Origin of the sequence: Micromonospora sp. WMMD1128, from assembly GCF_027497235.1 — a bacterium.
In the GTDB taxonomy this organism is placed as follows: domain Bacteria; phylum Actinomycetota; class Actinomycetes; order Mycobacteriales; family Micromonosporaceae; genus Micromonospora.
In genome coordinates this window covers 4,401,234-4,420,427 of the sequence record NZ_CP114902.1, presented here as the reverse complement: position 1 = coordinate 4,420,427, position 19,194 = coordinate 4,401,234, and the positions used below count along the sequence as shown (strand labels likewise).

The window sequence follows — 19,194 nt, the reverse complement described above, 5'->3', positions numbered from 1 at the left end:
GCGGGCCACCTTGGCTAGATACTCATGTTGCTTGTATATTCAGCTCATGCGATCGACTTCGCGTCCCGCGCTGCGGGAACCGTCGTACTTCGTTCTTGCTGCCCTGCTCGGTGGCCCGCTCCACGGCTATGCCGTGATCAAACGGGTCACCGAGCTGTCGGACGGACGGGTGACCCTCGCCGCCGGCTCGCTCTACTCGGTGATCGACCGGCTGCTCGGCGAGGGCCTCGTCACCGCCGACGGTGAGGAGATCGTCAACGGGCGCGCCCGTCGCTACTACCGGCTCACCGACGAGGGCTACCGCCTGCTCGCCGAGGAAGCCGACCGGCTCGCCCGGGCCGCCCGGGTGGTCATGGACCGCCTGGCGCAGGAAAGCACCCGTCAACCTTCTACCGCGAGGATCAGACCAGCATGAGTGCCGATGTTCTGGAGAAGCGCTACCGGATGCTGCTGCGGGCCTATCCGGCCGACTACCGGCGCGAACGCGCCGACGAACTGATCGACACGCTCATCGGCGACGAGCCGACCACCCGCCGCTGGCCAAGCGTCCGGGAGGCGGCCTCGCTGATCCGCGGCGCCCTCCAGGTGCACGGCGGCAGCACCGCGCCCCGGCCCACCGCCGTGCTGCTCTGGCAGGGCATCCACCTGGGCGCCATGGCGGTGCTGGCGCTCGGCGCGCTCATCGGCCTCGACGACCTGATCGAGGCGTTCCAGTTCGGCGGCCTCTCCGACCCGCTGACCGTCCTGCGGAATCAGGGCGTCCACGAGATCATGGTCGGCGCGGCGCTCGTGGCGCTCGTCGCGGGCCGCACCCGCACCGCCGCCGCCCTGGTGGTGTCCGCAGCGGTGGTACCGACCGTGATCTCCCCGTACCTCTTCCTCAACGGCCTGCCACAGTGGTGGGCGCCGGTCGTCGCCGCACCCCTGGTCGTGGCGGGCCTGCGGCGTCCGGCAGACGTACCGCCGACGCCCCGGGCCAACGCCGTCCTGGTCACCGCCGGCATCCTCGCCCTGCACCTGATCTCCGCGGACGGCCTCCGCATGGTCGACACGGGCGCCCGGATCGGCGCCGCCGCCCTGGTGGCCGTCGGACTGGCCGCCTTCCTCTGGGTGGCGACAGCCGACCAGCGCCTGCTGATCGCCGTCGCGCCGACCCTCCTGCTGGGCACGCTCCATCAACTGGGCGACACCGGGTCGGCGGGGGAGCTGCTGCGCCGGCCCGACGCCCTGCCGTCGCTGGTGGTCGCGGTCCTCCTGGCGGTCGGCGCGGTCGTCTCGACCCGGCTGCGGCAGCGCACCCGCGCCTGACCCAGCTTTCGTCGTCCCGCTGGCAGCTGCGCGCCGCAGACGTCCATACCGTTCCACTCGTGCCGCACGCTGGCCATGGGTGGAACGCTATGGACGTCTCGGGGCGCCGCAGACGTCCATACCGTTCCACCCGTGTCGCGTCCGGGCGATGGGTGTGTCCGCGCAGCAGGCATCCCGCCCACCCGGCACGGGCGCGAGCCGGCAGCGGTGGCTGTTACGTTGACGTGACTATTCGGTGTACCGTCCGTAGTGGTCGTCCACTGATGAGAGCTGAAGCGCGTTCCTCCTTCCTGCGCTGGGAGCGTCGTTGTGATGCACGTCGATCCGCGTTTCGGGGCTCGGTTGCGGGCGCTGCGTGTGGGCCGTGGGTTGTCGCTGCGGGCGCTTGGGCAGCTCGCGCATCGGGGCAAGAGCCACCTGCACGATCTGGAGACCGGCGCCAAGGCCCCGACGTCCGAGACGGCTCGGCATCTCGATGAAATTCTTCAGGCCGGCGGGGCACTCGTGCGGCTTGTCGGCCTGCCCGTCGACCACGATGCGGAGGCCGATGAACTGCTGGCTCGGGTGCGTGCCAGTGACGTGAGCGTCGAGACGCTGAGCCGGATCGAGGCGGGCGTCGACGATCTGGCGAGCGCGTACGCGACCACGCCGCCGGTGGACCTGCTTCCGATGGTGCGGCGGCATCTGGCGTACGTGGGTCGGCTGCTCGACGGCCGGGGCACCCTTGCGCAGCGGCGGCGTCTGATCGTTGCCGGCGGCTGGCTGACCGTGCTGCGGGCGACTGTGCACATCGACCTTGAGCAGCATTCCGCAGCCGGCGCGCACCTGGTTGCCGCTGCCAAGCTCGCCGGACACGGCGAGCATGCGGAGATCCAGGCGTGGTGCCTGGAAACCCGGGCATGGGACCGGCTCACCCGGGGCGAGCACCGGCAGGCGCTCGAACTGGCGCAGCAGGCCCAGCGGGTGGCACCTCGCGGAAGCTCGGCGTACATCCAGGCGACGGCGCAGGAGGCAAGGGTGTGGGCGCGCGTGGGTGATGTCCGGCGGACCCGCGATGCGCTGGACCGGTTGGAGCGGCTGACCGCGAACCTGTCCGTGCCGGAGCAGGCCGAGCATCACTACCGGTACGACCCGACGAAGGCGTTGGCGTACACGGCGACGACGCTGTCCTGGGCCGGCGACCCGGCTGCGGAGCAGGTCGCCCGGGTCGTGTTGGCGGAGTTGGATCCGCGCGGAGACGGCGGCGACCGCCCTCGGCGCTCCGCGTCCGCACGTCTCGACCTGGCCTTGGCGCTGGTCGCGGCCGATCAGCCCGACGAAGCGAGCGCGGTCGCCGCCGAGGCGATCCGCTCCGGGCGGGTGGTGCCGTCGAACTGGTGGCGGGCAGGAGAGGTACTCCGGCGGGTCGAGCAGACCGGTGCGACAGAGGTGTCGGCGCTGCGCGAGGTCTACGAGACGTACCGGCCCGCGTCCTGACAGCGGACAGCCCGCTCGTCCAGCGGACACGTGTCACCTTGGGGTAACCGGCCATTCACTCGATGCTGTCACCAGGCGGATCACGTTCGGTCACGGTTGTCGCCGGAAGGTGACCCGCATGGAGTCGGGCGCGGCGGTGTCGGTCCTTGGCCGAGCATGCCGTCGTGCCCCTGCCAGCGGAGGTAGGGATGAGCGAGAAGACCCCGTCGGGAAGCCGAGGCGAGGAGATTGAGGAGGCGGAGCGGGAGGCCGCGCGGCGGCGGCTTCTCCAGCAGGCCGAGGCGGACCGGATACCGGTCGAGGAGACGACCCGGGCGGTGCCGGACCGGCGGTGGCGCCGTGGACAGCAGTGACCTGCTGCCGGTCGGCCGGCGGGTGGCGTACTGGCGGGGCCGGCGCAAGCTGTCCCAGCAGATGCTCGCCGACCGGTTGGGCAAGTCGAAGAGTTGGGTGGACAAGGTCGAGCGGGGTGTCCGGTCGCTGGACAAGGTGTCGACGCTTCGGGAGATCGCCGTCGCCCTGCGGATCGACACGGCGGTGCTGCTCGGCCGGCACACCGAGCCGGTCGGGGTGGCCGAGCGCGTCGAGGGGGTGGAGCGGATCCGCGCGGCGCTGTCGACGTACGAGATCGCCCTGGGCCGCCCGGTCGGCCGTGGCCCGGTGCTGCCGGTCGAGGCGCTGGCGGGGGCGGTCGGGCACGTGTGGAGCACCTTCCAGCACGCCCGGTATCCGCAGGTGGTCGAGCTGGTGCCGCGGTTGTTGGCCGACGCGCAGCGGACCCACGCCCACGAACCCGGGACGGGTCGCGCGTTGTTGGTGGAGGCGTACCGGGTGACGGCGTCGCTGCTGACGAAGCTCGGCGCTGTCGACGTGGCGTGGCTGGCCGTCGACCGGGCGATGATCGCCGCCACCGGTGACCGACTGGCGGTGGCTGCCGCCGCCGTGCAGCTCGGCCCGGTCCTGCGCGAGTCGGGACGGGCCAGGCTGGCGACGTCGGCGATGCTGGCCGCCGCCTACCGGATCGCCCCGCCGGTGATCGAGGACGGCAGCCCGCCCGAGTTGTCGCTGTGCGGGACGCTGCTCGTCCAGGCCGCCCTGGCCGCGTCCCGCGACGGCGACGACCGTACGGCGGCGAAGCTGCTCGACGAGGCCGCCGAGATGGCCGCACGGGTGGGCGAGGGCCACGACCACCACCGGACCGGGTTCGGACCCACGGCGGTGGAGCTGGCTCGGATCACCACCACCGCCGAGCTGGGCGAGACCCGGCAGGCCATCGTCCGGCACGAGCAGGTCGCCACCGGCGACGGATGGCGGTGGCTGCCCACCGAACACCGCGCCGCGCACCTGATCGACGCCGCCCGCGCCTACCTGCACGCCGACGACCCGGTCAACGCCGGCCGTGCGCTGACCGCAGTCGACCGCATCGCGCCGGCCGAGCTCCGCCACCGCCCAGCCGGTCGGGACGTACTCCTTCGGGTCGCCCGCGACCCGCGCGCCCCGACGACGCTCACCGACCTCGCCGCCACCCTCGGCACGGGCTGACGATGACCGCGCATCCCGGCGGCCGGGCCGACGGGAATTCCGGTCATCCGTCCGGAGTGAACAGACCCTGGATGCCGACCGCGATCGCGATGAGACCGAAGACCGCGAGCAGCAGGCGGACGCCCGTGGCCCCGCCCGGCTGCTCGGCCCGCGGCTCCTGCCGCCCGGTCAGCCGGCTCCACAGCAGAGCCAACCCGACGCCGATGCCGACCACCTCGAAGTGAAACACCCGGGGGCCGGAAACGAGGTGGACGATCAGGTAGTAGCCGCCGGTCACGAGCGCCACCAGGCCGACGATCCAGGCGACCGGAGCGGCTCGACCGGCGAGCCGGTCCAGGTCGTCGCCGACCCGTGGCAACAGCCGCAGCAGCGCGGCAGCCAGCAGGAACCCACCGACGATATTGGCGAGGTCGAGCAGTAGCGCCATGACCACGAGGAGCCTCCATTCTGCGAGGGGACGAGCCGTGGGAGCGCGCCCACGACCCCCGTTCTCTTCCCCCTGCGGAGTGTCGCCATGCCTGTGGATGCGCGCACGGGCGTCCGGCTCAGCGCGTGGTCGATCCGGGCCGGGTCGTGTCATGCTGCACGGACCCGACGGAGGGACGACGATGACAGCTGGCGACGCCGTACACACGCGGCCGGCGCGACGGTCGCTGCGACCGTTGGTGTCCGGCGCGACGCTTGTCGCGGTCCTCGCACTGCTGTTCGGGCTGCCCTGGTGGACGTTGACGGTGGCCGCGCGGTGGCCGGCGCCGGTGGTGGCCGCCGGCACGGCGGTGTTCGTCGCCGCGCTCGTCGCGTTTCCCGCTCTGATGTATCTCGGACACGGCCGCCGGCGGCTGGACGCGGCAGCCCGTATCGGCGACACGCTCCTCGGCCTGGTCTGGATCCTCTTCGTCTGGGCGCTGCTGGGCAACGTGGCCCGGCTCGTGCTGGCCGCGGCGGGCGTCGCGGACCCGGTCCGGTCCCGGTCCGTGGCGGTCGGCGTGGGCGCCGTCTCGGTCGTCCTGGCCGTCTGGGGGTACGCCGAGGCGATGCGCGTGCCTCGGGTCCGGCGGGTGGACGTCACCGTCGACCGGCTCGGCGCGGGCCTCGACGGGGCCCGGGTGGTGCTGCTGACCGACACCCACTACGGCCCGCTCGACCGGGCCCGCTGGTCCGCCCGCACCATCGAGGTGGTCAACGACCTGGCCGCCGACATCGTCTGTCACACCGGCGACATCGCGGACGGCACCGTCGACCAGCGCCGGGCGCAGGCCGCGCCGCTCGGCGCCGTCCGGGCCCGGCTGGCCCGGGTGTACGTGACGGGCAACCACGAGTACTACGGCGAGGCGCAGGGCTGGGTCGAGCACATGCGGACCCTCGGCTGGGAGCCGCTGCACAACCGGCACCTCGTGGTGGAGCGGGACGACGCCCGGCTCGTCGTCGCCGGGGTGGACGACGTGACCGCGGCCTCGTCCGGCCTGGCCGGTCACCGGGCCGACCACGCCGCGGCGCTCGCGGGCACCGATCCGCAGTTGCCCGTGCTGCTGCTGGCCCACCAACCGAAGCAGATCGGTGACGCGGTGGCCGCCGGCGTGGATCTGCAACTGTCCGGGCACACCCACGGCGGCCAGATGTGGCCTTTCCACTACCTGGTCCGGCTCGACCAGCCGGTCGTGCAGGGCCTCAGCCGGCACGGTCGGACCCAGCTCTACACGAGCCGGGGGACGGGGTTCTGGGGGCCGCCGTTCCGGATCTTCGCGCCGAGCGAGATCACCCTGCTCACCCTCCGGGCGGGGTAGTCCGGACCGCTCGGCGCACCATCCGATCCGGTGACTACGGCGGTGGCGCGGCCATCGCCGGCCCGGTGTGTCACGGTGGAGGTCGGCGGCGGGTGGCGGCGCGGAACCGGGGGGCACGGATGCGGTTGGACCGGATCGGACTGGTGGTGCACTCCGGCAAGGCGGAGGCGACCCGGGCCGCTGAGGAGATCCGGGCCTGGGGCGTCGACCGGGGGGTCGAGACGGTCGAGCTGGACGTGTGGCACGCGACCGAGCGGCGCACCGGCCGGGACGAGACACGGGCGATCGGCCTGCTCGACCTGATCGTCACGATCGGCGGCGACGGAACCTTCCTGCGTGGCGTGCACATCGCCGCGGTGGTCGACTGCCCGGTCCTCGGGGTCAACGTCGGGCGGGTCGGGTTCCTCACCGAGGTGCCACCGGAGCGCACGATCGAGACCCTTGAGGCCGCGCGGGTCGGCCCGGTGGACGTGGAGGAGCGGATGACCCTGACCATGCGCGCCTCCCGGCCCTTGGAGATCCCCCCGGAGCTCGGGACGCTGCTGCGCTACGGCCGGGGTCCGGCGATGCCTCCGCCCGGGGTGCGCGACAGCACGCCGGAGGCCGTCGGTTGGGGGGTGCCGTTGGACGTCGTCGCCGTCAACGACGTGGTCTTCGAGAAGCTCGCCCGGGACCGGCAGGCGAGCCTGGGCATATACATCAGCGGGCGGTTGTTCGCCTCGTACTCCGCCGACGCGGTGATGGTCTCCACCGCGACCGGTTCGACGGCCTACAGTTTCGCGGCCGGCGGGCCGGTCCTGTCGCCGCTGCTCGACGCGCTCGTGTTCACTCCGGTCGCCCCGCACATGGCGTTCAACCGCAGCCTGCTGTTCTCCCCGCAGGAGTCGGTGGGGGTGCGGGTGCTGCCCCGGTCGGGGCAGGTCGCGGTGAGCATCGACGGGCAGTTGCGGGGGGTGCTGGACCCGGGCGACTGGGTGGCCGCGTACGCCGCGCCGTGGCGGTTGCGGATCCTCCGGTTCGGCTCGACCGACTTCTTCGGACGCCTGCGGGACCGCTTCTCGCTCGCCGACGCGCCCGCCGCCACGGCGGACGGGGACGCCCCGCTGGTCTACCGGCCGGACAGCCCGGTGCCGGAAGACCTGCGGCACCTGCGGGACATGAGGGCCTGAGGTCGAGGACCGGGCCGCCGATCAGTCGGGTCGGCCGCGACCGCGCACCAGGGGCAGGAACACCTCATCCACGATCTCGACGAGCACCTCATCGGGGACCGAGGGGACGCCGCGCATCGCGTACTCGGCGCGCAGCAGCATCATCGGTGTGGTCGCCACCCGGCGGTGGATGGCCGCGGCCGGCGCCTCGCCGCGGGCCACGGCCCGTTCGAGCATCGTGATCCACGCGCGGTCCATGGTGTCGGCGCCGGAACGTTCGCGCATGAGGGTGAGCAGCTCCGGGTCGTCGGCCGCGGCGGCGATCAGGCCGCGCAGGATCGCGCCGTGCGGCGACGACCACGTCTCGTTGGCCCGCCGGAGCATCTCCAGCGCGTCGCCCCGCAGGCCGCCGGTGTCCGGGTGCGGCAGGGCGGCGTCGGACAGGTGGCGGAACGCCGCGATGCCCAGCGCCGCGCGGTGCGGCCATCGGCGGTAGATGGCGTTCTTGTTGGTGCCGGCGCGGGCGGCGACCCGGTCCATCGTCATGCCCGCGTATCCGGACTCGCGCAGTTCCGCCGCCGCCGCGAGCAGGATCGCCCGTTCCAGTTCCGCGCCCCGACGCCTCGTGCCCATGCCTTGCAGGGTACGCCTCGTACCTTATAGGGTACGAGGCGTACCTTAAGGAGAGGGTTCCTGATGCGCGTCTTCGGCATGAACTACGACACCGGCTTCGTCAGCGCCGGATCCACCACCCACGAGCCGTTCGACCCCGACACCGTACGCAACGACATGCGCGTTATCCGCGACGAGCTGCACTGCGACGCGGTGCGGATCACCGGCGGCGTCCAGGACCGGCTGGAGGTGGCCGCGCGGCTGGCGGCCGAGGCGGGGCTCGAGGTGTGGTACTGCCCGTTCACCAACGGCCTGGACCGCGACGAACTCATGGCGTTCGTGCTCGACGGCGCCGAGCGGGCCGAACGGCTGCGGCGTGGTGGCGTCCCGGTCGTGTACCTCACCGGCTCCGAGATCTCCATGTTCACCGACGGCTTCCTGCCCGGCCGCGACCTGGCCGAGCGCATGGCGCTGTTCACCGATCCGATGCGGATGCGGGAAGCGGTCCCGGCCGCCCGGGCCGCGGTGCGCGACTTCCTCGCCGAAGCGGTGCCCGCGGTGCGCGAACGCTTCGGTGGCCCCGTCGGATACGCCTCGATCCCGCTGGAAGACGTCGATTGGACGCCGTTCGACATCATCGCCAGCGACGCCGGCTACCGCGACGCGACGAACGCCGCGGCGTTCCCGCAGAGCCTGGCGGCGGCGGTGGGGCAGGGCAAACCCTACGCCGCGACCGAGTTCGGCTGCTGCACGTACCGCGGCGCCGCCGACGTCGCGGGCGCGACCGAGCCGGTGACGTACGACGAGCACGGCCGCGCCGCCACGCTCACCGCGGAGTTGGAGCGCGACGAGGAGGGCCAGGCCCGCTACCTCGTCGACCTGCTGCGCGACTACGAGGCCGGTGGGGTGGAGGCGGCGTTCGTCTACACGTTCGCCAACCGGCACCTGCCGACCACCGGCGACCCCGAGCACGACTACGACCTGGCCGCGCGGGGGATCGTCCGGGTGTTGCCGGACGGCTCGTGGACGCCGAAGGCCGCCTTCCACGCCCTCGCGGAGTACGGGCGCTCCCGCGCGTCGAGCCGGCCCGCCGGCTAGCCGTCCGGCGTCATTCCCCATGGCGCTGGGCAGGTGGCGTCACCCGTGCGCAGCGTCGACCCTCCCGGGGCGCCGATCCGGAACGCTTCAGGGTTGGTCGGCGCGTTCCCGGAGCAGCCGGTGCTCCACCCGCACCAGCCGCAGGAACGCCACCAGGCCCACCCCACCGACGACGTTGCCCAGCACCGACCAGCCCAGTGCACCCAGCCAGGCCAGGTAGCCGAACGGGGCGTGCCCGGTCGCCAGCGCGGCGAACATCAGGATCGAGTCCAGCACGCTGTGGAACAGTTGGCCGCCGGCGAGCAGCGCGCCGAACAGCAGGGCCGGCACCAGTTGCACGCCGAGGCTCCCGGTGGCGTGCTGCATCCGGGTCATCAGGGTGATCACCATGCCGGCGAGCACCGCCAGGACGAACGAGCGCAGGTTGACGCCCAGGTCGGCGTAGAAGCGGCCGGACTCGATCGCGGTCTCGCGCAACCCGGGCAGGCCGGTGACGATCAGCCAGGCCAGCAGCCAGCCGCTGACCAGGTTGCCCGCCAGCGTGACCGCCCACAGCCGCAGCAGCGACCCGAGCGACTTGCGCCGGGCGGCCACCGCGGTGACGGGCACCAGGAAGTTCTCGGTGAACAGCTCGCTGCGGGCCAGCAGCAGCGCCACGAAACCGATGCTGAACGCGAGCCCGGCCAGCAGCGGCTGCCCGGTGACGTGCTCGACCAGCAGATACGCCAGCACCCCGGTGCCCACGTCGATGCCGCCGAGCAGCCCGGTGGCGATCAGCGCCGGCCACGGCCGGGCCAACCGCGTGTCGCCCTCCTCCACCAACCGGTCGAACGCCTCTTCGAGCTCCGGCTCTGGTCGCTCGGGGGTGGCCTCCTCGGCACGGTCGGCATTGCGGCGCTGTTCGCTCATCGTCCCGCCGTACCCGAACTGGGACAGATTAGCCCGAACATGGTCGTCTCGGCCGCCGTCGGCGGTGCCGGACCGGCTTCCAGGGCGGACCGGACGCGCTGCCGGAGAAGGTCGTACTGCTGCCGGCACCGCCCGGGCGGCCCCGGCGGCCGGTGCTGCACCCTGCAGGATCGGCCGCAGCCGCTCCAGCTCGATCACCGGACACCTTGTCGCGTCTCACTTTCTCCGGATGTCACGCACGAAGGGTGCGGGCTCCACCAGGTCGAGGGTCAAGGGGGCGGGAGGTGTCAGGCGCCCGCGCCGCCGTCCACCGGGACGATCGCGCCGGTGACCATGGCGGCGCGGTCGCTGAGCAGCCAGGCGGCGGCCTCGGCGACCTCGCGTGGTTCGGCCATCCGACCCAGCGGAATAAGGGTGTTGATCCGCTCGATCACGCCCGGGGACGCCGCCTCCCAGGCGTCGATCATCTCGGTCGCGGTGCCGCCCGGGGTGATGCCGTTGACCCGGATGCCCTGCCTGGCCCAGGTGACGGCGGCAGTCTCGGTGATGCTGTTGAGCGCCCGTTTCATCGCCCCGTAGGCGGGGAGGTCCCGGTTCGCACGGCGACTGCCGATGCTTGAGGTGTTGACGATCGCGCCGCCGCCGGTGCGCCGCATCAGGGCCGCCTCGGCGGTCATCGCCGTCCAGTGCCCACGGAAGTTCACGGTGAACTGGCGTTCCACGTCCTCGTCGCTTGTCGTGTCGAGCGGCCCGGGCTGCTGGAGTGCCGCGCCGTTGTTGAAGGCGCCGTCGAGTCGACCGTGCAGCTCGTCGACGCGGTCGACGGCGGCGCGCACGCTCGCCCGGTCGGCGAGGTCCAGGGTGACCGCGTCGGCGACGCCGCCGTCGGCGCGGATCCGGGCGACGATCCGGTGCAGGGCGTCAGCGCCGCGGGCGGCGAGTACGACCGCGGCGCCCTCGCGGGCGAACAGGTGGGCCGCGGCCTCCCCGATGCCGCGGCTCGCGCCGGTGATGAGCACGACCTTGCCGGTGAGCAGGCCGATCGGTGTGGTGTTCCCGTCGTTGGTCATGCCCCAAGCGTGGTGGCGGCTCGACCGCGCATACAGGTACCGGTGGTACCAGGCTCCGCCGCCACGCGGGAGGCAGACTTGGGGGATGGACAGACACGAACTCGGGGCGTTCCTGCGCAGCCGCCGCGAGCGGCTGCGACCGGAGGACGCCGGCCTCGCCCCCGGCCGGCGACGGCGTACGCCGGGCCTGCGTCGCGAGGAGGTCGCGGTGCTCGCGCACATCTCCACCGAGTACTACGTGCGACTCGAACAGGGCCGCGCGCCGCGGCCCTCGGGAGAGGTCCTCGCCGCCGTCGCGGGCGCGCTGCGGCTGACCGACGTCGAGTCCGACCACCTGCACGTTCTCGCCGGCGCCACGCCGAGCCGCGCGGGGCTGCACCGCCGGGACGTACGCCCGAGCATCCTCGCGCTTCTCGGCCGGCTGCCGGGCACGGCCGCGTTCGTGACGTCCGCGACCTTCGAGGTGCTCGCCTGGAACGATCTCGCCGCCGCGCTCATGGAGGACTTCGGGCGGCTCACCCCGCGGGAGCGCAACCTCGCGCGCCGGGCGTTCCTCGGGCCGGTGCCCGGCACCGCGCCGGTGTACGGCGTCTCGGAAGCCGCCGAGTTCCGCCGGCACGCCGTCCGGCGACTGCGGGCCACCCACGCCCGGTATCCACGCGACCCCGCGGTGACCGGCCTGGTCGCCGAGCTGCGCCAGGGCAGCCCCGACTTCGCCCGCCTCTGGGACCGCCACGACGTACGCGCCGCGTCGATGCTCACCAAGACCTTCCACCACCCGGTGGTCGGCGAGATCACCGTCGACTGCGACTCGCTCGACCTCACCGACCGCGACCAGCACCTCGTGCTCTACACCGCACCGGCCGGATCCCCGGACGCCGACACCCTGGCCCTGCTCGCCGTGGTCGGTCCCGACTACGCCCCGACGCACCGGTCACCCTGACCGCACCGGCGCAGCCGGTGGCCGGGATCCGGTAACGACCGGCGGCAGGTGCGCGCCCGACCATGTCAGGCGATGTTTCGCCCCCCGAGGGAAGGGCATCTTCCGGCCGCGACCCACGTCGGTTGCCGGGATGGGGGTTCGCGATGACGGGTGGGGATCCGAGGGTGACCACGGGGGAGCAGCACACGGCGGCGGCGTTCCGGTCGGCGGTGCGCGACGGGCGTCTCGACCTGCCGTTGCCCGGCGGCGGACGGACGGCCGAGCGGTGGCGGCGCCTCGTCGAACTCGGCCGTGCCGACCCGGCGCTGGCGCGGCTGGGGGAGGGGCACGCCGACGCGCTGGCGATCCTCGCCGAGCTGGGTGCGGCGATCGACCCCGGGTGGCGCCGCGAACCGTGGGGCGTCTGGGCCGCCGCACCGGCCTCGGTCACCGCTTCCCGGGACGGCTCCCGGTGGCGGCTGACCGGTGACCGTCCCTGGTGCTCCGGGGCGGGTCTGCTGTCCCGGGCCCTGGTGACCGCCGTCGCCGCCGACGAGGTACGACTCTTCGCGATCGACGTCGGCGCGGCCGGAGTCACCCCGCTGGCCGGCACCTGGCCCGCCGTCGGCATGGCCGCCAGCGACAGCCGGACCGTCCGCTTCGACGGTGTGACCGCCGTACCTGTGGGCGGTCCCGGCGGTTACACCGCGCGGCCCGGCTTCTGGCACGGCGGGCTGGGCGTGGCGGCCTGCTGGTACGGCGGCGCGGTCGGGATCGCCGACACCCTGCACGCCGCGGCGCGGCGCCGTGACCTCGGCCCGCACGCGATGGCGCACCTCGGGGCCGTCGACGTGGCCCTGACCGCCGCCCGCGCCGTCCTGTTCGCCGCCGCCGACGAGGTCGACGCGAACCCGACCGGCGACGCGGATCGGTTGGCGCACCGGGTCCGCGCCACCGTCGAGGCGACCGCCACCGCCGTCGTGGACCGGGTCGGCCGGGCGCTGGGGGCAGGCCCGTTGTGCCAGGACGCCGACCACGCCAGGCGGGTCGCCGACCTGACGGTGTACGTGCGCCAGAGCCACGCGGAGGCGGACCTGGCTCACCTGGGCGAACTGGTGACGGCAGAGGGGGACCCCGGATGGTGAGACCGATCGTCGGCGCGGGCACCGACGAGACGAGGTGGCGTACGTGGACAGCTCCGGCCACCTGGCCCACGCTGACCCTGGACGACCCGGCGTGGTCGTCGCCGCCGCTTGTCGTCGCCCCGCACCCCGATGACGAGGTGCTCGGTGTCGGCGGCCTGGTCGCCATGCTCGCCGACGGTCCCGGCGCCGAGATCGCGGTGGTGACCGACGGCGAGGCGTCCCATCCCGGTTCGACGGTCCACTCCCGGGCGGAACTGGCCGCGATCCGGCGGGCCGAGACGGTCACCGCGTGCGGACTGCTCGGCGTCGCGCCCGCCGCCATCGACCATCTCGGGCATCCCGACGGCGGGGTCGACGAGGCGGCGCTCACCGACACGCTGACCGCCCGGCTGACCCCCGGCCGGTGGTGCGTCACGACCTGGCGCGGCGACGGCCACCCGGACCACGAGGCGGTCGGGCGGGCCGCCGCGGCGGCCTGCCGGCGTACCGGCGCGATGCTGCTGGAGTTTCCCGTCTGGACGTGGCACTGGGCCGAGCCGGACGATCCGGAGGTGCCGTGGCACCGCGCGCGCCGGGTCGACCTGACCGGGGCGGCCAGGTCGGCCAAGCGGGACGCGATCGACGCCTTCCGCAGCCAGGTCCGGCCGCTCGGACCGGACCCCGCCGACGCCGCGATCCTTCCCCCGCACGTCCTCGCCCGCTTCGCGCGTCCCTACGAGACGGTGCTCGTGCCATGACCGCACGACGCACTCCAGCGGCGTACTTCGACGACATGTATGCCGGGGCCGAGGACCCGTGGAGTTTCGAGACCCGCTGGTACGAACAGCGCAAGCACGATCTGACCGTCGCCTGCCTGCCTCGTCGGCGATACCGGTCGGCGTTCGAGCCGGGATGTTCGACAGGCGTGCTCACCCGCCGCCTCGCCGCCCGGTGCGACCGGCTGCTGGCGGTCGACCTCGCCGCCGCGCCCGTGACCCGCGCCCGGCAACGGCTCTCCGACCTGGCCCACGTGCGGGTGGAGCGGATGCAAGTGCCCGACGAGTGGCCGGCCGCGACGGACGTACCCTTCGATCTGGTCGTGCTCTCCGAGCTGGGCTACTACCTCGACGACGCCGGTCTCGACCTGCTGACGGCCCGGACGGTGGACTCGCTCGCGCCGGGCGGCACGCTCGTCGCCGTGCACTGGCGGCCGGCGGTGGCCGAACACGTTCGTGGCGGGGACGACGTGCACCGGCTGCTCGACGACGTGGACGGGTTGGTGCGGACGGTGCGCCACGAGGAGGCGGACTTCCTTCTGGACGTCTTCGTCCGGGTGCCGCCGCCGGCCCGCTCCGTCGCGCAGGCCGAAGGTCTGCGGTGAACCGGATCGCGGTCGTGGTGCCCGCCCACGACGAGCAGGCGTCGCTACCCGGTTGCCTGATCTCGGTCCGCGGCGCGCTCCGTCACCTGCCGGTGCGCTCGGAGGTGATCGTCGTGGCCGACGACTGCCGGGACGGGACGGCCACCGTGGCCGAGGGCCTCGGCGCCGTCGTGGTGACGGTACGGGCCCGCAGCGTCGGCCGGGCCCGCGCCGCCGGCATGGCGTACGCCCTGCGCCACGGCTCGGACGGCCTGTGGCTCGTCACCACCGACGCGGACAGCCGCGTGCCCCGGCGGTGGGGCGGCTGGCAGTTGCGCCACGCCAACGCCGGCGCCGACCTGCTGGTCGGCACCGTGCGCGTCACCGACTGGGCGGTCCGCTCCCAGCAGGTCCGGGAACGCTTCGAGATCCGGTATCGGCAGGGCCTGACCACCGCCGGTCACCGGCACGTCCACGGCGCGAACCTGGGCTGTGCCGCGGCGGCGTACGAGCGGCTGGGCGGATTCTCCGACCTGCGTTCCGGCGAGGACCACGACCTGGTCGAGCGCGGTCGCCGGCGTGCCATGCGGGTCGTCGCCGACGCCGGCTGCCCGGTCCGGACCAGCGCCCGGCGGCACGGCCGGGCCCCCCACGGCTTCGCCGGCTACCTCGATGCCCTCGACGGCCGGCCGGCGTCCCGCTGAGGCAACGACCGCCTAGGGTCGGGACGCCTGCACGAAGGTGACCCGGCCGAATCTGTGGTCGACGTGCGCGACCTCCCGGGCGTCGCCGAACCCGGCGTCGGTCAGGAGCGTGACGAGGCCGTTGCCGTGGTTGCGGGCCACCACCGGGCTGTGCGCGACGCGGGAACGCATGGGGCGGGTCAGGGCCCGGAACGGGCTGTGTCCATGGCCGTGTGCGGGGTGCCCGGCGGTGGACGCCGGGCCGCCGAGGTCGACGACCGTGAGCGTGCCTCCCGGCCGAAGAGCACGCCGCGCGTCGCGTGCGAACGCGACCCGACCGTCGTCGTCGACGTGGTGCAGGGCCAACGAGGAGACCACGTGGTCGAGCGAGGCGTCCCCGGCGGGGAGCCGGTCGGCGTACCCCTGGACGAGGGTGAGACCGACGCGGCGACGGCGTGCCTTGCGGGCCGCCCTGCGGAGGGCGTCCGCGTCGGGGTCGAGGCCGGTGACCCGCGCGTCCGGCCGGGCGGCGAGCACGGCGAACGACAGGTTGCCCGTGCCGCAACCGACGTCGACCACGGCCTGGCCGGGTTCGATGCCGGCGAGTTCGACCGCGCGTTCGTGCAGCGCGCGGATGCCGGCCACGCGGCTGAAGGTGTCGTAGAGCGGCAGGAGCCAGGTCTTGCCCGCGCCGGGCAGGAACGCGCGGTCCCGCTCCTGCGGCGTTCGGTTGTCGAGGATGCGGACGTGGGTCGGAGCTGCCATCGATGCCTCCTGGTGACGGGCCGGGTCGGCCGCCTCCGAGTCTTGGACTTTCCGGGGTTGTCGTGCCGGACCTAACGTGGCAACCATGGGACTTTCTTCGGTAGGTGACCCGCCGGACGCGGCGCGGGGGCTGCGCACGGTGCGGCCCGACGGGACGCCTGTCTACCGCTACCGGCAGCGTCCCGGCCGGCCCGCCGTCTCGGTGACCCGCTTCGACCCGGACGCCGCCCGGGCGAGCCTCCCGCCGGAGCACCGGCACGCCCACGACTTCCTCGTCCTGGTCTATGTCGAGGAGGGCACGGGCGCGTTCACCGTCGACGGCGTGGAACGGTCGCTGCGCGCCGGCGAGGTGCACGCGGTGTCGCCCGGTCAGGTCATCGGCGGGGCGGTCACGGCCGAACTCGCCCGCGGTCGCGCGTGGGCGGTCGCGTTCATCCCGGACGCCGTCCCGGCGCTGGCCTCGGTCTCCCCGCTGGCCTGGGCGCACCATCCGCTCCTGGCCCTGTTCGCGTCCGGCACGGGTCACGGCCGGATCGCCGAGCCCGACCGGGCGACGTGGTCGGCGTGGCTGGTGGACCTGGCCGGGGAACTCGCCGACCCGGACCGTCGGGGCGCCCGCGAGGCGGTCGCCGCGCTGCTCACCCGGCTCCTGGTCGCGGCGGCGCGACTCGCGCCCGACGCCGCGGCCACGCCGGACCCGCTCGTGGAGCGGGTCTTCACCGAGATCGACGCGACCTTCCGCGAACCGGTCTCCGCCGCCGACATCGCCCGCACGATCGGCTACACGCCGGGGCACCTCACGACCGTGCTCCGCCGCCGCACCGGCCGCCCGCTGCTCGAATGGATCACCGAACGGCGCATGATCGAGGTCCGGCGGATGCTGCGCGAGACCGACCTGCCGCTCGACGTCGTGGCCGCCCGAACCGGCCTGCGCGACGCCGCCTATCTCGTCCGTCGCTTCCGCGAGCGCTACGGCATCACGCCCCAGCGGTGGCGTCGCTCCCAGCGCGCCGGGTCGTGAGCGTGACCTGTCCGCGGTCGGCGTCCCCGGGTCGACGGTGGACACCGCCGGTCCGCCGGACGAGGGCCGACCGAGTTCTTACCGATCGGTGACGCGCCGGGAAAAGCTGATCGGCCGCACCCGGCGACGCCGTACCCGAACGCGACAGCCGGAGCACCGGAAGGCCGGCCCCCGCGACCGAGGAGAAGACGACATGAGAAGGCGTTACGGAAGGCGACCGTCGGGTGGTGTGACACCCACCCGGATCGTCGCGGGCGCGGTGGTGCTCGCCGCGACGGCCGCGCTGACGGCCACGTTCGTCTCCAGCGGCGGTAAGGGCACCGCGGACGCGGCGACGAACCTGTCGTCCTTCGTCCCGATCGAACGGGTCACGCCGAACGTGGACCGGCCCCGGACCGGGCCGGACGCCTCGACCGGCCGGTTCACCGTCGACTGCGGGACCAACGGCAACCGCAAGTTCAGCCCGGACAACCCGGTCGCCCAACCCGGGGTGCGGAACGGCGCCGAGCACGTGCACGACTTCGTCGGCAACCTCGCCATCACCGCGAACTCCTCGGACGCCGACCTGGACGCCTCGGGAACCACCTGCGTCAACGGTGACAAGTCCTCGTACTTCTGGCCGGTGGTGCGGATCGACCGCTCGGTGCGCGCCGACGGCAGGGACATCCAGCGGGCGCTGGCCGCCACCTCGGGGACGGTGGTCTGCCCGTCCGTGCGTGACCGCCTCCCCGCCGTGCCCACCGGGGCGAAGGCGGCGGTCGACAGTCAGTTGGCCGACCTGGAGCGGTACCGGGTCGCCGCCGACCGGCGGGTAACCGCCACCCGCGGCGTGCACGTCCAGCTCAACAACGACGTGTTGCAGTGGCTGCGGGCCCGCCGCGCGGCCTCGCTGGTCGCGATCGGGGACACGATCCGTCGAGCCGGCGGGCAGTACCCGGCCCGCCTGCGCTCACTGACCGACTGCGACGTCAGCTACGACGCCATCCACGCCCGACTGCACGGCGGCGGGCACCCCGTCGCCACGAGGTCGGCCACCCCGCAGGTGACCTGCCCGTCCGTACGGGATCGCCTGCCCGGCGTGCCCCGGTCGGCCCTCGCCGAGGTCGACCGCGGCCTCGGCGAACTCGACCGGCAGATCTCCGAGGCGAACCAACGGCTGGTCACCAGCCGCGGCGAAGGCGGCGCCGGCTTCGTCGAGAACGCCGTCCTCGGCCCGCTGCGGGCCAAGCGGATCGCCGTGCTCGACCGGATCACCATCGCCATCGGCCGCGCCGGCACCCGTCCCCAGGGCCTCGACGCTCTCGCCCCGTGCGCCCTCGACCAGCGCGGCGGCCCACCGTCCCCGGCCCCGACCGGCAGCGCGAGCCCGCTGCCCGACCCGCAGGGCGCGAACCTGGAACTCCCCAACAACACCGGCGAGATCCTGCGACCGGCGTCGGTCCTCATCGAATACCGCGGCAATCCGGTCGGCAAGGTCGTGCCGATGCCCAAGTTCCTGCGCGAACTGACCGGCGACGCCAAACCCACCAGCCGCGGCCCGGCCAACGCCCGTGCCACCTGGACCTGCTCCGGCTTCACCGACCGGCTCTCCGACAGGTATCCGATCTGCCCGCCCGGTCGTCAGGTGCAACGGGTCCAGGACTTCCCCGGCTGCTGGGACGGCGCGAACACCGACAGCGCCAACCACCGCGACCACGTCGCGTTCGCCGACCGGGCCACCGGCGCCTGCCCGCCGGGTTTCGTCGCGATCCCGCAGCTCCGGATCACGATCTCCTACGACATCCCGCGGAACGTGCAGGTCAAGGGAGAGTACGCCCTCGACTCCTTCCCGGAGGAGAACCACAACCCCTTCTCCGACCACAACGACTTCGTCAACGTCAACTCCGCCCAGACCATGCAACGCATCGCCACCTGCCTCAACAAGGGCAGGAACTGCCGATGACCGCACCCGTGGGTAGGCTCCGGAGATGGACAACCAGCCCCAGCCGGAGCCACCGGCCGTGACCGCGGCGATCGATCCTGCCGCCCCGCCGAGCGGAACGGGCTGCCTCGAGTGCGAGTCCGCCGGCGGGTGGTGGTTCCACCTGCGCCGCTGCGCCGCCTGCGGCCACGTCGGCTGCTGCGACTCCTCGCCGGGCCAGCACGCGACCGCGCACGCGGCCACCTCGGGTCACCCGCTCGTCCAGAGCTTCGAGCCCGGTGAGTCGTGGTTCTGGGACTACACCGACGACAAGCTCCACGCCGACGGGCCGGAGCTGGCCGAGCCGCACGCGCGCCCGCTCGACCAGCCCGCCCCGGGCCCCCGGGGTCGGGTGCCGCAGGACTGGAAGGCCCGGCTGCACTGACTGTGAGGCTGGCTGGGTCGGCCCGGC

The 19,194-nt window shown here is 73.7% G+C and carries 21 protein-coding genes; 16 read left to right on the top strand and 5 right to left on the bottom strand.

Annotated elements, in window-relative coordinates:
• Positions 1-46 precede the first annotated feature (46 nt).
• The 5 genes from O7602_RS19625 (at position 47) to O7602_RS19605 (ending at position 4,326) form a co-directional block, all read left to right on the top strand.
• Positions 47-415, top strand: coding sequence for a helix-turn-helix transcriptional regulator (locus O7602_RS19625; RefSeq protein WP_281584099.1), 369 nt, complete (start codon positions 47-49; stop codon positions 413-415).
• Positions 412-1,308, top strand: a complete 897-nt coding sequence (locus O7602_RS19620) for a hypothetical protein (RefSeq protein WP_281584098.1) — start codon at positions 412-414, stop codon at positions 1,306-1,308. The genes O7602_RS19625 and O7602_RS19620 overlap by 4 nt, the downstream gene beginning before the upstream one ends.
• A 312-nt stretch (positions 1,309-1,620) precedes the next feature.
• On the top strand, positions 1,621-2,784 hold the full coding sequence (locus O7602_RS19615; RefSeq protein ID WP_281584097.1) for a helix-turn-helix transcriptional regulator: 1,164 nt from the start codon (positions 1,621-1,623) through the stop codon (positions 2,782-2,784).
• Positions 2,785-2,972: 188 nt separating this feature from the next.
• Positions 2,973-3,137: a hypothetical protein gene (locus tag O7602_RS19610; RefSeq protein ID WP_281584096.1), complete on the top strand. Its 165-nt coding sequence runs from the start codon at positions 2,973-2,975 to the stop codon at positions 3,135-3,137.
• Positions 3,124-4,326 carry a helix-turn-helix domain-containing protein gene (locus tag O7602_RS19605; RefSeq protein WP_281584095.1) on the top strand — a complete coding sequence of 401 codons (1,203 nt, stop codon included), beginning with the start codon at positions 3,124-3,126 and terminating at the stop codon, positions 4,324-4,326. Before O7602_RS19610 ends, O7602_RS19605 begins: the two co-directional genes overlap by 14 nt.
• A gap of 43 nt (positions 4,327-4,369) precedes the next feature.
• On the opposite strand, the gene O7602_RS19600 is transcribed toward O7602_RS19605, so the two are convergent.
• A complete protein-coding gene (locus tag O7602_RS19600) occupies positions 4,370-4,753 on the bottom strand; it encodes a hypothetical protein (RefSeq protein ID WP_281590405.1) in 384 nt (127 codons plus the stop codon).
• A 181-nt stretch (positions 4,754-4,934) separates the two neighbouring features.
• On the opposite strand from O7602_RS19600, the gene O7602_RS19595 reads away from it, so the two are divergent.
• Together O7602_RS19595 and O7602_RS19590 are read left to right on the top strand one after the other, a co-directional pair.
• Entirely contained in the window at positions 4,935-6,110 is a 1,176-nt protein-coding gene (locus O7602_RS19595) for a metallophosphoesterase (protein WP_281584094.1), read from the top strand.
• 119 nt (positions 6,111-6,229) lie between these two features.
• Positions 6,230-7,279 (top strand): NAD(+)/NADH kinase, encoded by a 1,050-nt coding sequence (locus tag O7602_RS19590; protein ID WP_281584093.1) that lies wholly within the window; start codon positions 6,230-6,232, stop codon positions 7,277-7,279.
• Positions 7,280-7,300: 21 nt separating this feature from the next.
• Here the strand turns inward: O7602_RS19590 and O7602_RS19585 are convergent, their stop codons facing one another.
• A complete protein-coding gene (locus O7602_RS19585; protein WP_281584092.1) occupies positions 7,301-7,891 on the bottom strand; it encodes a TetR/AcrR family transcriptional regulator in 591 nt (196 codons plus the stop codon).
• A gap of 63 nt (positions 7,892-7,954) precedes the next feature.
• Between O7602_RS19585 and O7602_RS19580 the strand changes: the two genes are divergently transcribed.
• Positions 7,955-8,968 carry a hypothetical protein gene (locus tag O7602_RS19580; protein WP_281584091.1) on the top strand — a complete coding sequence of 338 codons (1,014 nt, stop codon included), beginning with the start codon at positions 7,955-7,957 and terminating at the stop codon, positions 8,966-8,968.
• 87 nt (positions 8,969-9,055) lie between these two features.
• On the opposite strand, the gene O7602_RS19575 is transcribed toward O7602_RS19580, so the two are convergent.
• Together O7602_RS19575 and O7602_RS19570 are read right to left on the bottom strand one after the other, a co-directional pair.
• Positions 9,056-9,877, bottom strand: a complete 822-nt coding sequence (locus tag O7602_RS19575) for a formate/nitrite transporter family protein (RefSeq protein WP_281584090.1) — start codon at positions 9,875-9,877, stop codon at positions 9,056-9,058.
• Between the two features lie 287 nt (positions 9,878-10,164).
• The gene (locus O7602_RS19570) at positions 10,165-10,947 is read right to left on the bottom strand and encodes an SDR family oxidoreductase (RefSeq protein WP_281584089.1); all 783 of its coding nucleotides are present in this window, start codon (positions 10,945-10,947) and stop codon (positions 10,165-10,167) included.
• Positions 10,948-11,032: 85 nt separating this feature from the next.
• Between O7602_RS19570 and O7602_RS19565 the strand changes: the two genes are divergently transcribed.
• From O7602_RS19565 to O7602_RS19545, 5 genes are all read left to right on the top strand, one after another.
• Positions 11,033-11,890, top strand: coding sequence for a helix-turn-helix transcriptional regulator (locus O7602_RS19565; protein WP_281584088.1), 858 nt, complete (start codon positions 11,033-11,035; stop codon positions 11,888-11,890).
• 164 nt (positions 11,891-12,054) lie between these two features.
• On the top strand, positions 12,055-13,014 hold the full coding sequence (locus O7602_RS19560; protein ID WP_281584087.1) for an acyl-CoA dehydrogenase family protein: 960 nt from the start codon (positions 12,055-12,057) through the stop codon (positions 13,012-13,014).
• Positions 13,008-13,751 carry a PIG-L family deacetylase gene (locus O7602_RS19555; RefSeq protein ID WP_281584086.1) on the top strand — a complete coding sequence of 248 codons (744 nt, stop codon included), beginning with the start codon at positions 13,008-13,010 and terminating at the stop codon, positions 13,749-13,751. The genes O7602_RS19560 and O7602_RS19555 overlap by 7 nt, the downstream gene beginning before the upstream one ends.
• Positions 13,748-14,374 (top strand): SAM-dependent methyltransferase, encoded by a 627-nt coding sequence (locus O7602_RS19550; protein ID WP_281584085.1) that lies wholly within the window; start codon positions 13,748-13,750, stop codon positions 14,372-14,374. Before O7602_RS19555 ends, O7602_RS19550 begins: the two co-directional genes overlap by 4 nt.
• On the top strand, positions 14,371-15,057 hold the full coding sequence (locus O7602_RS19545; protein ID WP_281584084.1) for a glycosyltransferase: 687 nt from the start codon (positions 14,371-14,373) through the stop codon (positions 15,055-15,057). The genes O7602_RS19550 and O7602_RS19545 overlap by 4 nt, the downstream gene beginning before the upstream one ends.
• Before the next feature lie 12 nt (positions 15,058-15,069).
• On the opposite strand, the gene O7602_RS19540 is transcribed toward O7602_RS19545, so the two are convergent.
• Positions 15,070-15,801, bottom strand: coding sequence for a class I SAM-dependent methyltransferase (locus tag O7602_RS19540; protein ID WP_281584083.1), 732 nt, complete (start codon positions 15,799-15,801; stop codon positions 15,070-15,072).
• Positions 15,802-15,886: 85 nt separating this feature from the next.
• On the opposite strand from O7602_RS19540, the gene O7602_RS19535 reads away from it, so the two are divergent.
• The 3 genes from O7602_RS19535 to O7602_RS19525 all read left to right on the top strand — a co-directional run bounded on the left by O7602_RS19535 (position 15,887) and on the right by O7602_RS19525 (position 19,167).
• Entirely contained in the window at positions 15,887-16,822 is a 936-nt protein-coding gene (locus O7602_RS19535) for an AraC family transcriptional regulator (protein ID WP_281584082.1), read from the top strand.
• A 229-nt stretch (positions 16,823-17,051) separates the two neighbouring features.
• A complete protein-coding gene (locus O7602_RS19530) occupies positions 17,052-18,764 on the top strand; it encodes a DUF1996 domain-containing protein (protein WP_281584081.1) in 1,713 nt (570 codons plus the stop codon).
• 25 nt (positions 18,765-18,789) lie between these two features.
• Entirely contained in the window at positions 18,790-19,167 is a 378-nt protein-coding gene (locus tag O7602_RS19525; RefSeq protein ID WP_281584080.1) for a UBP-type zinc finger domain-containing protein, read from the top strand.
• Positions 19,168-19,194 lie beyond the last annotated feature (27 nt).